This is a genomic window from Rurimicrobium arvi, from assembly GCF_039540495.1.
Taxonomy (GTDB): domain Bacteria; phylum Bacteroidota; class Bacteroidia; order Chitinophagales; family Chitinophagaceae; genus Rurimicrobium; species Rurimicrobium arvi.
The window spans coordinates 957857-971878 of record NZ_BAABEZ010000022.1 but is presented as its reverse complement, the minus strand read 5'-3'; the positions used below and the strand labels follow the sequence as shown (position 1 = coordinate 971878).

Annotated in this window: 11 protein-coding genes, 1 other RNA gene and 1 riboswitch; of the genes, 9 read left to right on the top strand and 3 right to left on the bottom strand. The window is 46.6% G+C overall.

Annotated elements, in window-relative coordinates:
- The first annotated feature begins 164 nt into the window (after positions 1-164).
- From rnr to ABD846_RS11005, 3 genes are all read left to right on the top strand, one after another.
- Positions 165-2204 (top strand): ribonuclease R, encoded by a 2040-nt coding sequence (rnr, locus tag ABD846_RS11015; RefSeq protein WP_344826685.1) that lies wholly within the window; start codon positions 165-167, stop codon positions 2202-2204.
- Positions 2205-2634: 430 nt separating this feature from the next.
- On the top strand, positions 2635-4254 hold the full coding sequence (locus tag ABD846_RS11010; RefSeq protein ID WP_344826683.1) for a hypothetical protein: 1620 nt from the start codon (positions 2635-2637) through the stop codon (positions 4252-4254).
- Between the two features lie 10 nt (positions 4255-4264).
- A complete protein-coding gene (locus ABD846_RS11005) occupies positions 4265-4699 on the top strand; it encodes a hypothetical protein (RefSeq protein WP_344826680.1) in 435 nt (144 codons plus the stop codon).
- A gap of 177 nt (positions 4700-4876) precedes the next feature.
- Here the strand turns inward: ABD846_RS11005 and rnpB are convergent.
- Positions 4877-5241: RNase P RNA component class A (gene rnpB / locus ABD846_RS11000), an RNA gene on the bottom strand.
- Positions 5242-5583: 342 nt separating this feature from the next.
- A riboswitch (SAM riboswitch) is annotated at positions 5584-5696 on the top strand.
- A 178-nt stretch (positions 5697-5874) separates the two neighbouring features.
- Here rnpB and ABD846_RS10995 point away from each other — a divergent pair.
- On the top strand, positions 5875-7059 hold the full coding sequence (locus tag ABD846_RS10995; protein WP_344826678.1) for a trans-sulfuration enzyme family protein: 1185 nt from the start codon (positions 5875-5877) through the stop codon (positions 7057-7059).
- A 36-nt stretch (positions 7060-7095) separates the two neighbouring features.
- Positions 7096-8367: a homoserine dehydrogenase gene (locus ABD846_RS10990; protein ID WP_344826675.1), complete on the top strand. Its 1272-nt coding sequence runs from the start codon at positions 7096-7098 to the stop codon at positions 8365-8367.
- Here ABD846_RS10990 and dprA read toward each other — a convergent pair.
- A complete protein-coding gene (gene dprA / locus ABD846_RS10985; protein ID WP_344826673.1) occupies positions 8364-9488 on the bottom strand; it encodes a DNA-processing protein DprA in 1125 nt (374 codons plus the stop codon). The genes ABD846_RS10990 and dprA overlap by 4 nt on opposite strands.
- A 46-nt stretch (positions 9489-9534) precedes the next feature.
- Here dprA and ABD846_RS10980 point away from each other — a divergent pair, with 46 nt between their 5' ends.
- The 4 genes from ABD846_RS10980 to lptC all read left to right on the top strand — a co-directional run bounded on the left by ABD846_RS10980 (position 9535) and on the right by lptC (position 12755).
- Positions 9535-10038: a DUF6438 domain-containing protein gene (locus ABD846_RS10980; protein ID WP_344826670.1), complete on the top strand. Its 504-nt coding sequence runs from the start codon at positions 9535-9537 to the stop codon at positions 10036-10038.
- Between the two features lie 114 nt (positions 10039-10152).
- Entirely contained in the window at positions 10153-10905 is a 753-nt protein-coding gene (locus ABD846_RS10975) for a type III pantothenate kinase (RefSeq protein ID WP_344826668.1), read from the top strand.
- A gap of 25 nt (positions 10906-10930) precedes the next feature.
- Positions 10931-12169: a BamG family beta-barrel-assembly machinery protein gene (bamG, locus tag ABD846_RS10970; protein ID WP_344826665.1), complete on the top strand. Its 1239-nt coding sequence runs from the start codon at positions 10931-10933 to the stop codon at positions 12167-12169.
- Positions 12170-12284: 115 nt separating this feature from the next.
- Complete coding sequence (gene lptC / locus ABD846_RS10965) at positions 12285-12755, top strand: LPS export ABC transporter periplasmic protein LptC (RefSeq protein WP_344826662.1); 471 nt, start codon at positions 12285-12287, stop codon at positions 12753-12755.
- Positions 12756-12785: 30 nt separating this feature from the next.
- On the opposite strand, the gene ABD846_RS10960 is transcribed toward lptC, so the two are convergent.
- Positions 12786-13958: an AIR synthase related protein gene (locus ABD846_RS10960; RefSeq protein WP_344826659.1), complete on the bottom strand. Its 1173-nt coding sequence runs from the start codon at positions 13956-13958 to the stop codon at positions 12786-12788.
- Between the last annotated feature and the right edge of the window lie 64 nt (positions 13959-14022).

The window sequence follows — 14022 nt, the reverse complement described above, 5'->3', positions numbered from 1 at the left end:
AAAAGTTAAATGGAACTTCCGTTTACGGATTTAACGGTTTTTTAAATTGCTGTTCATGGAAGTTACCCATACCTCCGGCACCTTCGCAGCGTGCAGGAGGCAACGGAATCCGGCACGTAATAACTATCTTTAAGCAATTACAAAAAAAAGCGTAGTTCACCTTTATGGGACATAAGCATATAAAAAATAAAAAGAGCCGTCCGGGACAGGAAGCAACAAAAGTCCTTTCGCTGAGCGGGATTATAGATATTGCCCGTAGCGGCATGGGGTTTGTGGCAGTGGAAGGACTGGAGCGGGACATCGTTATTTACCCGGAAAACCTGAACACTGCCCTTAAGGGGGATAAAGTGAAAGTGGATGTGATGGTACGCAAAACACGTGACAATAAGCGTGTGGAGGGTGTGGTGAAAGAAGTGCTGGTGCGTAAGCAAAGCGAGTTTCTCGGCAGGCTGGATGTAAAGCCCACATTTGCGTTCCTGGTGCCGGACAATGAAAAAGTACCGGTTGATATCTTCATTCCGATCGATAAACTGAACGGTGCAAAGGACGGAGACAAAGCAATGGTGCGGGTGACTGAATGGCGCCGGTCGAAAAATCCGGTTGGAGAAGTATTGCGCGTGCTCACGCAGGAAGATGCGAATGAGATTGCAATGCAGGAAATATTAAGTGAGAATGGTTTCCCCCTGGATTTTCCGGACGATGTTCTGGAAGAAGCAGCCCGTATACCGGATGTGCTGGACAAAAAGGAGATTGCCCGCCGGGAGGATTTTCGCGATGTGCTCACGATGACCATCGATCCGATAGATGCAAAAGACTTTGACGATGCGATCTCACTTCGTACGCTGAAAGGCGGTTACTATGAAGTGGGCGTGCATATTGCGGATGTGAGCCATTACCTGCAGCCGGGAGGCCCGCTGGACGAGGAGGCGCTGAACCGCGCTACCAGTGTGTATCTTCCGGACCGTGTGTTGCCGATGCTGCCGGAACACCTGAGCAATATGCTTTGTTCGCTGAGGCCGGATGAAGATAAATTTACGTTCTCAGCTATTTTTACGATCAATAAAAAAGGTAAGGTAAAAGATTACCGCATTGCGAAAACTGTGATCCGTTCCGACAGGCGCTTTACCTATGAGGAAGCACAGGAGATCATTGAGACCGGTGAAGGTGATTATGCCAAAGAAGTGCTCACGCTGGACGCCATCGCGAAAGCATTACGGGCAGAGCGTTTTGAGCATGGAGCGATTAACTTTTCTTCCTCAGAGGTACGGTTCCGACTGGATGAGCAGGGTAAACCGATCGGTATCGTGGTAAAAGAAAGTAAAGATGCGCACAAGCTCATCGAAGAACTGATGTTGCTGGCGAACCGGTACGTTGCCGGGTATGCGCAGGAGTTTACCTATAAAGGGAAGCCATTGCCGTTTCCGTACCGTATCCACGACCAGCCCATAGAAGAGAAGCTCAGCGCCTTCGCGTCATTTGCTTCCAAATTCGGCTATCGCCTGAATCTTCAGTCGCCCGAACTGATCGCACGCTCATTCAATGAAATGCTGAAAGAAGTGAATGGCAAGCCGGAGCAGCATATGCTGGAATCACTGGGCATCCGTACCATGAGCAAAGCGATTTACACTACGGAGAATATCGGGCACTATGGTCTGGGTTTTGAGCATTACTGCCATTTCACCTCGCCGATCCGACGTTATCCGGATGTATTGGTACACCGCATTGTGCACGATCTGCTGCGCGGCAAAGTCGAGCCGGTAAAGGGACTGGAAGAGATGTGCCGCCATTGCAGTGATCAGGAACGGAATGCTATGGAAGCAGAGCGTACAGCGACGAAATACAAACAGGTGGAGTATATGCAGCAGTTTGTGGGAGATGTGTTTGAGGGCGTGATCTCCGGTGTAACTTCTTTCGGGGTGTTTGTAGAGACCATTGAGCACAAATGTGAAGGTATGCTTTCGGTAAATGATCTTTCCGCTATAGACCGCTTCGATTTCTCCGAATCGGAATATGCGCTTGTAGGTAGATATACCGGTATCCGGTTTACGATCGGACAGCACCTGATGATACGCGTGGTGCGTACCGATCTCGATAAACGTCAGATAGACTTTGAGCTGGCTGAAATGCCTGCACAAAAAGTTGCGAGAAGGATTGCGAAGGGAAAGGATAGGCAACAGGAGCAAAAGAAAAAACGCAAAAAATAGACTGGTGCCGTGCTTCTGAACTTTTCAAAGTGTAATTAAAAACGGGATTTTGCTGCCCCCAAAGGTAAAACTTATTGGGGGCATTTTTATGCGCCGGAACATCTAATTTCATTGTTTATGTTAACCATAAAATTGGATTCTATCATAAGTATGTAATCTTATGATTTTTAACTTAATTGGTACTTGCGAGCTGTTATTGTAATTTGTATTATTCGCTTATTTCAATTGATTATTAATTGCTTTAGTATATATTTTTTAAAAATTTGTTCTGATTTTTTTTTGCTAGCTTTAAATTTCTCTTTTATTTTGCTCAAATATCACGGCCACTATAAAGAGCAGTCTTTAGCTATTATGACTGTTTTTTATCGCGAGATTGTTTACAAATTTTGTATACAATAAGACATTTACAATACGATAAAAGAAACAAAAGATGAATAGGAAAAAAAGCAAAATTTTAGGCTTGGCATTAGTAGCATTTGTTATATTTGGATCATGCAAAAAAGATGATTTCACTTCGTCGGGGAAACGCAATCTAACCTCGAAAAATTCTGACGATTATTCACATTCGATAAATTTGGGAACTCATTTGCGTAATCCGTATACTATCAGCGTAATGGACAGCGCGAAAGCTATCTTAGAGCTTAGCAGTCCAACCGACGCTTCTAAATTTATCGTAAGAGTTACACATAGATATGTGAAGTTTAAACCACAAACCTGGGACCAATATGATTTACTTGTCGCAGATACTAGTTTGGACTTGTATGATTACCCGTTGGATTATGAGGTTAGTATTGGAGATGAATATCACGACCCGCAAGTTCCGATAGATTCGCCAACTTATCAATATGCAGCGGTGCCAGCAAACTATACTTTTTTATCCAATGTTCCGTATGAAATATTGGCAGACTTATATTTGCCGGAACAAGATCCCAATTTGTTTTTTGACGGACTATCTAATTCCGATCTGATAAATAAGCTCGTGGATAAAGCAATGATGCTTACGGGCAATTTTGACGATACAATTGGTACAGAGGCTTATACGGGTAACAATCTTAAAACAACTTTTGATCCTTCAGGAAATGTACAGATATATGATTATGGATTTACACATCCTTCGCCTGCATTTACAAATAAATATATTCCCTTAGAAGGCGTAAAAATCCGTGCAAGACGTTGGTTTACTAGTAGGTGGGCGTATACTGATGCTGCCGGCAACTACGTTATTAGACCAGGATTTAAAAGGCCAGCCAATTATTTGTTGGTATTTGAAAGAAAAGACTTTGACGTAAGGAAGGGCACTTTTGGGCAAGCCACGATTAACGGACCAAAATCAAATTTGCCATGGAATTTATTTATATCAGATAGAAGGCAGTGTTTTGAAGGGCATATATTTAGAGCGGCTTTCGATTATTATTACGATTGCATATCAGGTATAGGAAGGCCTCCAATAAAAGGTTTCTTAAGGCCAAAAGTTAAGATTGCAGCTCATAATAAGGACAAGGCTTATAATGCTCAAACCCATCCTTGGGTAAGGTTACTTGGATTTTATTCAATGATTGACGTTTGGAAACCAGATCGTGCCAGCGCCGAAATTTACAGTACCACAATTCACGAGCTGGGTCATGCTGCTCACTGGGACAGAAATCACCGTAAATATAACGCATGCGAGAATAAGGTTGCTGAAAGCTGGTGCCGAGGAATTCAATATGTATTTACACAGCGTGAATACTTGGATAGGATGGGACTTACGGGGTTTGATTTTTGGCAAGGTTGGCAATATCTTAGCACGTCAAACGCTACAGATGTAAAACATATGCAAGACGGCTATACTCCAATTGTAATTGATCTGATGGATACATTCAATCAAAGGGTGTACGGTAATTCGTGGGTAGATGATAAAGTTTCTGGTTTCTCAATACAGGAAATTTGGAATACCTTGAACACCGCAGAAACTTTGGATGATTGGAGAAATAATCTTAAAGCTTTGGGGAAGCCGGGGGTTAATCCGAGTGATTTAGATGATTTGTTTGACTACTATATTTCCATATAAATTACAAAAGATGAAAAATATAATTTTAGTTTCTACAATATTAATGTTGTCTGGTTGTGGAAAAACGATTATAGACTATGGTAATACGGCACAAACGAAATTTGTAAATAGCCTTTCAACAACGGTTACCTTGGACGCATATTCAAGTGGGAAGATCGGTTTATCCTCAAATATTAGTCCTGGTGATACATTTTCTTTAAATGACAAGGAAGAAGGGACGAGGCCGGGATTTTTCAAATACGATTCTTTAAAACTTCAAACCTCAGGTAAAAGCAAAGTTGACGTTAACTGTTTTAATCTAAATTCTGATTCAGAAAAGGCACGTTGTAGCAGCGATACTGTGAATATTTTTGACTTTTCAGATTATGCAATAATTAGCGAAGGAGATCATAGCTCTGTTTATTTTTATAGTATTAGTTACGCTGATTCCCTGGAGATGAAATAATTGTTTCAAAAATGCATCTCTGTTTTTGGCTTTTATGTTGACTGTTTTATCCCGTTGTTTGATATTGCCGACGATGCGACATGGAAACACGAATATGTTCGCTGTCTAGCGTTTCATAAACTACAAATATGTAAAGGAAAGCCCCGGCGCATGCGCCGGGGCTTTCCTTTTTTTAAAAAAACTACAAACCGTTAAGCCGGATTCTGTCCCTCCCGGAGGAAGTGGCCGTCATTTATCTGCGATGCTGTTCACACAACACCTGTATCTGCCTACCCGCATACATCGGGCGAGCAGCCCTCAATCGTATGCCTATTGGGCATTTCAGCACGCAAGGTTTACCCCGTACTACCGTTACCGGCAATACGCACAGTTGCTTAAGCTGTGTTTTCACCCTTACCCTTCAACCAGTTCGGGGCGGTTATTTTCTGTGGCACTTTCTGTATTTCCCTTGCAGGAAACCGCAGCCGTTAGCTGCTGCGCTGCTCTGTGCTGTCCGGACTTTCCTCCCCGGACAAGCCCGAGGCGACAGCCTCGCTTTGTAGTGCTGCGAAATTAATTAAGAAAGTCCAGCTATTGAAATTGAAAGTTATATATGGTAATTTTATTGCAGAAACCCTGCAGCTATGAGACGTTTTCTGTCGTTTGTGCTTATCTGTTGCCTGTTTGCATGCTGTTCGGCTGAGCAGAAACAGATTGCCGTTTACCATACGAGTCTGCAGGTATTCGGCTTCGGGGGCACATGCGCTTATCCGGAAAGAATAAAAAATATCCCCATGAAATGCTTGTCTGTAGCGGTTTTCAGGCACTTGCATCCTCCTTTTTCTGAAATTTTTTTGGAAAATAGAAAAACAGGCATTTACCTTTGCATCAGTTCTTCAAAAGATTACTTATCAAGAAAGGCAGAGGGATTGGCCCTGTGAAGCCTTAGCAACCTACCCGGTGTAATAGCCGTCGAAAGGTGCTAACTCCAACGTACAAACAGTACGGAAGATAAGTCAGTATTAGTTTTGATCATCAGGCTTTCGCCTTCAGATAATTAAAGCTCCTCTGACTTGTCGGAGGAGCTTTTTTGTTTGTTCCGGTTTTTCCGGCGCAGATGATAAAGCACTCCGGCAGGCATTTCTGATAAGTTTTTTTTGTGGCGTAAACATTCGTAAACAAAAAACATACATATCATGAGCTTCGCTACAGAAACCATTCACGCCATTCCCGTTTGCCCGCTTACAGGTGCAATTGCAGTTCCCATTTACCAGACGTCCACCTTTGTGCAGGAAGCTCCCGGCGAACACAAAGGGTTCGATTATGCACGCAGTAATAATCCAACGCGTAAAGTGCTCGAAGACCTGATCGCGCAACTGGAGCACGGTGCAGCGGGAGCGGCCTTTGCCAGCGGCCTTGCGGCGATCGATGCAGTGGTAAAACTGCTTTCGGCAGGAGATGAGATCATTGCGGTGGACGATATTTACGGCGGAGCATTCCGGCTGTTTACGCAGGTTTACCAGAAATTCGGTATCAGCGTAAAATACGTGGATACCTCCGATCCGGAAAACGTTGCTGCAGCTATCGGTCCGAAAACAAAGCTTGTATGGCTGGAGTCGCCGAGTAACCCGACACTCAAGATCAGCGATATTTCGGCCATTGCAGATATTACCAGGGCACATGGTTTGTTGCTTTGCGTGGACAATACCTTTGCCTCTCCTGTATTGCAGCGTCCGCTGGATCTGGGTGCAGATATCGTTCTGCATAGCGCAACGAAATATATTGCAGGCCACAGTGATCTTATCGCCGGACTGGTGGTGACAAAGACAAAAGAGCTGGGCGACCAGATCCGCTTCATTCAGAACGCCAGTGGAGCAATACTGGGTCCGCAGGATTGTTTTCTGACAATCCGTGGCATTGAAACCCTGTCCCTGCGCGTACTTCAGCACTCACGCAATGCCTACCGTCTGGCAGAGGTATTGCAGCAGCACCCTGCGATCGACCGGATTTATTACCCGGGATTGCCTGATCATCCGAATCATGCCGTAGCTGCAAGGCAGCAAAAGGCTTTCGGAGGTATTGTTTCATTTACACTGAAAGATGATACTGTCGAGGCAGCTCGGACTGTTGTGAGCTCCTGTCGGTACTTCAAGCTTGCTGAAAGTCTCGGCGGAGTAAAAAGCCTTATCTCTCACTCCGCGTCTATGACGCATAAGACCATTCCCGCAGAACAACGTCGCAAGGCAGGAGTAGCGGACAGTCTCATTCGCCTGAGTGTCGGACTTGAAGATGTGGGCGATCTGATCGTGGATATCAGTGAAGCGCTTTCCCTGTTACCCGAAGTTGCGGAATGGAATGAAAATCTGAACGTGCAAGCATAAAAATTATCTGATAACTGTCTCAACAAAAACGAAAAAATGTCTCAACAAAAAAAGAAACTCGTAATCGGCCTGTTTGGCTTTGGTGTGGTAGGTGAAGGATTGTACAGGGTGTTGCAGCAGACACCCACCCTCGATGCGACCATTAAAAGTGTTTGTATCAAACATCCGGATAAGCCGCGTAATGCACCGCACAGCCTGTTTACCACAGATGCGGAAGCATTGCTGAACGACCCGGAGATCAATGTGATCGTAGAACTGATCGACGATGCCGATGCCGCGATCCGCATTGCGCGAAGTGCGTTGAGTTCCCGTAAGGCACTCGTGAGCGCCAGCAAAAAAATGATCGCCCGGCACCTGCCTGAACTGCTGGAATTGCAACGTCGCTACGAAACACCGTTTTTATATGAAGCGGCCTGCTGCGCCAGTATTCCCGTGATCCGTAATCTTGAAGAATATTACGATAACGACCTGCTGCGCTCCGTGCAGGGAATCGTCAACGGATCGACAAATTATATTCTTACCCGTATTGCCGAGGATAATCTGAGCTTCGGCGCAGCCTTGCAGCTCGCGCAGGAAAAAGGTTTTGCAGAAAGTGATCCATCGCTTGATATCGAAGGCAAGGATGCTGTTTTCAAACTTGCCATATTGCTCGGACATGCATATGGTATTGTACATGAGCCGGAGCGGATAACGCATGCAGGAATCACCGGCATCAAGGAAGGAGATGCGGTTTTTGCACGGGAAAAAGGATTTAAGATCAAGCTGATTGCGCAGGCTTCCAAACTGAAGAATGGTAAGGTGGCTGCATTCGTGCTGCCGCGCTTTGTACACCATGACAGTAATCTGTATCTCGTGAGCAATGAGTACAACGGTATTGAAATCGGGAGCGGGCTTGCCGATAAGCAGTTTTTCTGCGGAAAAGGCGCCGGCAGCTTCCCTACTGCTTCGGCTGTATTAAGCGATCTGTCTGCGTTGCGCTATGATTACCGGTATGAGTATAAGAAATTGCTTGCCAACGAATCTGACCGGCTGAGTAATGATTTTTACCTGCATGTATATGTAAGCTTCAGGAAACTGCACCAGGTACCGCATCATTTATTTGCGCGCATTGACGAATGGTCGAGCAACCAGCATGGATGCTCTGTTTCCGGACTTATTCACTTCTCACGTCTGGAGCACGACTGGTGGAAGCAGGATTTTGTATCCCTGATTACCTATCCCGACGCGGTGGTAGACCGTGAAGATTTTGAGGCATCGGGTAGCCTTGAACCGCTACAGGCAGAGTGGCGCGAAGCAAGCGTACACTAGCTCAATGCATACCGCTTGCCCGGCAATGTTTTGATGATGCCCTGCATTTCGAGATGCAGGAGTATGCCGGCGAGCGAAGAGCTATCCCATCCGGATAGGAGCAATAATTCATCTGCATGACGGTTTGTGCCATCCTGAAGCAGGTCGATCAGTTTTTGCTCTTCGGCAGAAAGGTGCAGCATCAGTTGCTGCGCCTTTTTTATTGTCTTTGCCGGTTGTTCCCAGGACATCAGCTTCAGGATATCTTCTGCCGATGTGACGAGCGCCGCCCGATTGTCGCGTATAAGCGCATTCGTGCCGGAGGATTTAGGGTCGTCGGTTCTGCCCGGGAACGCGGCGACTTCACGGCTGTAGGAATTGGCAATGCGGGCGGTAATAAGGGCACCGCCCGTCCGGTCGCTTTCCGTAACCACACATACGTCGCACATGCCCGCAATGATGCGGTTGCGGGAAGGGAAGTTGCCTTTCTCCACTTTGATCATACGGCCGAATTCCGTGAGCAGACAGGCGCCCGGTTCCGTCATCTGCCGTGCAAGCTGGCGGTTGGCAGACGGATAGATCGTATGCAGCCCGTGACCCAGTACACCCACGGTAGGTATCTGGTGCTGCAAGGATTGTTTATGTGCAATAGTATCGATACCCGCGGCCAACCCGCTTACCACCACGAGGTCCGGAACACCGGCCAGCTCATTTATGAGCTGCGTCGTGATTTTGCGGCCGTATTCAGTGAGGTTGCGCGTACCCACAACGGCGATCATGCGTTTGCGGTTGAGCAGGAAGTCGCCTTTGTGGAACAGCAGCAGCGGTGCATCGGGGCAATGTAACAGTCTTTCCGGAAATGCTTCGTTCTCCCGGAACAGAATCCGGATCTGCTCCCTCGTGGTAAACTCCAGCTCCGCTTCCGCATAGCGTTTCCCGTTCCCGCTTCTGATGGCTTGCGCCCGGGTTTCACCGATTCCCTCTATTTGCAGTAATTGCTTCAGGGAAGCTTTAAATACGGCTGCGGCAGATCCGAATGTTTTCATCAGATCTGAAGCCAGTCGCGGTCCTACCTGTTCGGTATAGTACAGAGCCAGTCTGCAAAAATCTTCCATTCCTGAATCTTCTGTTTTTTTTGTCATATAGTTTTTGCTGAAGCGGTTACCTTTGTTCAAATTCAAGAATCATATGCCACGTCACACGTTCAAAGTTTTATTATTTCTGAGTATCATTTTTTCCTTTGCCGGGGTGCAGGCCATGCATAAGGGCAAGAAGAAACAGAAGACTGCCAGTGCTGCCGTTACCAACAAAAGCGGTCTTAAATCTGTACTCATGGGCCGCTCGGCCTGCTTCGGCACTTGCCCGGTTTATTCGGTTGAGGTATTTGAGAACGGTATGGTTCGCTACATCGGTAAATCGCATGTGGAGCGCGTAGGTACTTATGAGAAAATGGGTAGCAAAAACGATGCCGTAAATCTGTTCAACGATTTTGCCGTGATCCGTCCGGATACATTGCACCGTATATATAAGCAGAAAATAGCCGACCTGCCTGGCTTTTATTTTTTCATTTCTTACGCAGACAGTGTTCATAAAGTATTGAATGCGGATGCCGGTCCTGAGTTTTTACGCGATTGGGCCAAGCGCTTCGATACTTTCGGAAACGTGGACGACAGTTGGAAAAAGGTTGAATAATAACACGAACTAATGTGTAGGGGATGGAGCAACAACAAAATGTTGCTCTTTTTTTTTGGCTTTTCCGGCCTGGGCATTATCTTTAACCCTATTCAACCCGAAAACAACTCGTCTATGTCTACATCTAAAATTTGTGTCGATTGGGGAAATACCCTGGTAAAAATTGCCCTTTTTGATGAAAATGATAAGATTACGGAACGCTATTCCTTAAAGGCGGAAGAAGTGGTGGATCAGTTGCACCGGGAGATCGCGCCTCGTCGCAGCTTCTCCGGAGCGATCGTAAGCTCCGTGACCAACCAGCACCATGAGCTCGTGGAAGCATTGCGCGAGTTGACACCTCTTGTAATCGTATTGGACAATAAAACCTCATTGCCCATCCTGAATGCCTACAGTTCCGCCGAAAGTCTCGGTGCCGACAGGGTGGCACTGGCATGTGCAGCATATGGAGCGCATCCGGATAAAAACTCATTGGTTATTTCCGTGGGAACCTGCATTACGTATAATTTTATTGGTAAAAACAGGACTTTCCGTGGTGGTGCAATATCACCCGGCCTGCAGATGCGCCTGACCGCAATGCATGAACATACCGCAAAATTACCTTCCGTAAAAGTAGACGGGGATCTGATGCTGGTAGGCTACGATACAGAGTCCTGTATGCGCAGCGGCGCTATTTTCGGGGCTGCAGCTGAAATCGATGGAATGATTGCAATGTATGAATCACAGTATCCGGACTTTAACGCAATCTTAACCGGCGGTGATGCACCCATCTTGGCGGGCAAACTGAAAAATAAGATATTTGCAGACCCTGAAATTCTGATGAAAGGGCTGAATCAAATACTCAAGCATAATGTTCCTAAAGCCCGCTAGACTTTTCATTACCATTCTGGGGTGTTTGCCCTTTCCTGTTCTCGCTCAAAATATCAGTCGTCCTTACGAGAATAATCCGTATTCACGATACGGTGTAGGGGAGGAATTCAATGCAATCAATCCCGCAATCAAGGCCATGGGAGGCATTTCTGCGGTTTATCAGGATCCTTATATTGTCAATACAGAAAATCCGGCTTCCTACGCTACCATAAAGAACTTCACTTATGAAGGCGGTGCAGAAGGTCGTTCCCGCACTATTATTTCAGGCAACAGCCGGTATCGTACCGGTGCATTTGCCCTTTCCTATCTGAACCTGGCGATCCCGATGGGTAAATATGCCGGTGCGGTGATCGGATTTAAACCGGTAACCAAGGTAAACTATTTATTGTATGATACCGTTCAAAGCCTTATAGGGCCTACATCTTACGAATACAGTGGCACCGGGGGGCTCAATAACTTTTTCATTGGGGCTGCAGCTAAGATCAAAGGCTTGAGCGTGGGTGTGAATTTCGGTTATATGTTCGGCACGATCCGCCAGTCCAACTGGTACAAAACAACCGTTACGACCAACTACGTGAATAACTCTGAGTTTATTTCCTCCAACAGTATGGGAGGTTTTAATTTCAAGCTCGGACTTACCTATGAGCATGATCTGGGTAAAGACTATATGCTCCGCATAGGCGGAACTGCCGATCTGAGTCAGAAAATCAATACAGAAGTAAGTGAATTCTGGATATCCCATCCTTTCTATTCTTCGGATACCACTGGTTCAGATACCGCCTATTCCGTAAAAAGTGCCATGAGGAAAATTACCTTGCCCGGCTCTTATTCCGGAGGTATTTTCCTGGCTAAAGGAGATCGTTGGGGCGTAGGGGTTACCTATAAAACGACCAACTGGAGCCAGTTCAGTAAGCCCAATATTATTGACTCGATCGGATCAAGTGCCTATAAGGTTGCTCTGGGAGCGGAATATACTCCCAATGTGCTCAGCCTGTACAAGTACTGGCAGCGTGTTACTTATCGCGCCGGATTCAATCTGGGTAACGATTACGTGAGCATCAACGGTAAGCAGGCCAACTATTATGCCGCAACGTTCGGATTGAGCCTGCCATTCCGCCGCACAAACGATCGTATACACACATCGTTTGAGATCGGGAAACTGGGTAACAGTGCAAATGGTTTGCTGCAGCAGAATTTTATCCGTTTCAATATCGGGGTTTCTTTCAACGACAAATCATGGTTTGTGAAGCGTAAGTATGACTAACCGCTATTGTTATTTTTCTTCAATGCATATTGCCCGGCTTTTGTTGTCGGGCTTTTTGTTTTGTGCATTACCGGCCTGCAAAAATTCGGATGCGGATATCAACAAAGTCCGCACTATGGACGACCGGAAGATGAAGGATCATGCAAACGATGTTGTGATCTATTACAGCGATCGCGGGCAGGTAAAGGCGGTGATCCATGCGGCTGAAATGTTTCGCAACGAAGCCGCAAACCCCTCCTACACAGATATCCGTAAAGGCCTGAAAGTTGAATTCATGAACGACAGCCTGGAGGTGGAAAGCACCCTCACGGCACGATCGGCTAAAATATTTGAGGGGGAAGGAAATGTGATCGTGCGCGACAGTGTGGTTGTCGTTAATAAAAAAGGAGAACGCCTGGAAACGCAGGAATTGGTATGGAACCAACGACTGGATAAGTTTTACACCACCAAAAACGTGGTTATCCGTACTCCGCCAGATCAGGTGATGAATGGTACCGGTCTGGAAGCCAACGCCGATTTTACCTGGTATAAGATCACGAAACTCCGTGGAAACATCACGGTCCAGAATGAAGAAATCCCGCAATAATATTGCGGGATTTCTGTTTCATAAGGTATGCTAACGATACTCGAAGGTTCCCATCGGGCTGTCTACGACCACTTCTTTTGTGTCTGAAGCTTCTACCCGGCCTGAGATCTGCGCATCTATACCAAAACTTTTCGAAATAGCTATGATGGCTGCTGCCGTTTCCGGATCGGTATAAAACTCGAGTCTTTGTCCCATATTGAATACTTGGTACATTTCCTGACCGGAAGTGCCTGCCGATTCCTGGATCATCCGGAACAGCGGAGGCACCGGCAGCAGGTTGTCTTTCACCACGCGTAAGGGTTGCGGCAGGTAATGCAGCACCTTGCTTTGTCCCCCTCCGCTGCAATGAATAATGCCGTGTATCTTATCAAAATATTGTTGCAGCACTTTCAATACTACCGGCGCGTAGGTGCGGGTGGGAGAGAGGATCATTTTGCCGACATTGAGCGGCGTCTCCGTGGCGTCGGTTACGCTGAAACGACCGTTGTACACAACTTCCCGCGGGATATTGGGATCAATGCTTTCGGGGTATCTGGCAGCGTATTCCTTTTGCAGCATCTCGTGACGGGCACTGGTCAGACCGTTACTGCCCATTCCGCTGTTATAGCTATCTTCGTAAGTAGCCTGTCCATAGGAAGCCAGTGATACGATCACATCGCCCGCTTTCATTTTTTCTGTGGTTACCAGTCGGTCGCGGCGCATACGGCAGCTCATTGTGCCGTCTACGATCACGGTGCGGACGAGGTCGCCTACGTCTGCCGTTTCACCACCCATGAGGTGTACGTCTATTCCGTATTCAGCCAGCCGGTTGAAATACGATTGTGTTCCGTTTATGATCGCGGAGATCACTTCTCCCGGAATCAGGTTTTTGTTGCGGCCGATGGTGGAAGAATAAGTAAAGGGCCCGGTTGCTCCGACGCACAGAAGGTCGTCGATATTCATCACAATAGAGTCGATCGCGATACCTTCCCATACGCTCAGGTCTCCTGTTTCGCGCCAGTATACATAGGCAAGCGAAGACTTGGTGCCGGCGCCATCCGCATGCATCAGATTGCAGTACGCATCGTCGCCACCCCAGTAATCAGGGTAGATTTTGCAAAAGGCGTTGGGAAACAGTCCTTTGTCCAGCTTGGCAATAGCCTTGTGAACATCTTCTTTCTGGGCTGAAACCCCTCTTAAATTATAGCGATTTTGATCAGACATCAGGTTTTGTTTTACCGAAGCGCAAAGGTAATAAACAAACCCGTAGACTGTTAGCCCTCAGGCG

Bases quoted from the DNA above. Each gene is read 5' to 3' on its own strand.
- dprA (WP_344826673.1), bottom strand. From the start codon at position 9,488: ATGACAAAAAAAACAGAAGATTCAGGAATGGAAGATTTTTGCAGACTG.
- ABD846_RS10980 (WP_344826670.1), top strand. From the start codon at position 9,535: ATGCCACGTCACACGTTCAAAGTTTTATTATTTCTGAGTATCATTTTT.
- ABD846_RS10990 (WP_344826675.1), top strand. From the start codon at position 7,096: ATGTCTCAACAAAAAAAGAAACTCGTAATCGGCCTGTTTGGCTTTGGT.
- ABD846_RS10960 (WP_344826659.1), bottom strand. From the start codon at position 13,958: ATGTCTGATCAAAATCGCTATAATTTAAGAGGGGTTTCAGCCCAGAAA.
- ABD846_RS11005 (WP_344826680.1), top strand. From the start codon at position 4,265: ATGAAAAATATAATTTTAGTTTCTACAATATTAATGTTGTCTGGTTGT.
- ABD846_RS10995 (WP_344826678.1), top strand. From the start codon at position 5,875: ATGAGCTTCGCTACAGAAACCATTCACGCCATTCCCGTTTGCCCGCTT.
- ABD846_RS11010 (WP_344826683.1), top strand. From the start codon at position 2,635: ATGAATAGGAAAAAAAGCAAAATTTTAGGCTTGGCATTAGTAGCATTT.
- ABD846_RS10975 (WP_344826668.1), top strand. From the start codon at position 10,153: ATGTCTACATCTAAAATTTGTGTCGATTGGGGAAATACCCTGGTAAAA.
- rnr (WP_344826685.1), top strand. From the start codon at position 165: ATGGGACATAAGCATATAAAAAATAAAAAGAGCCGTCCGGGACAGGAA.
- lptC (WP_344826662.1), top strand. From the start codon at position 12,285: ATGGACGACCGGAAGATGAAGGATCATGCAAACGATGTTGTGATCTAT.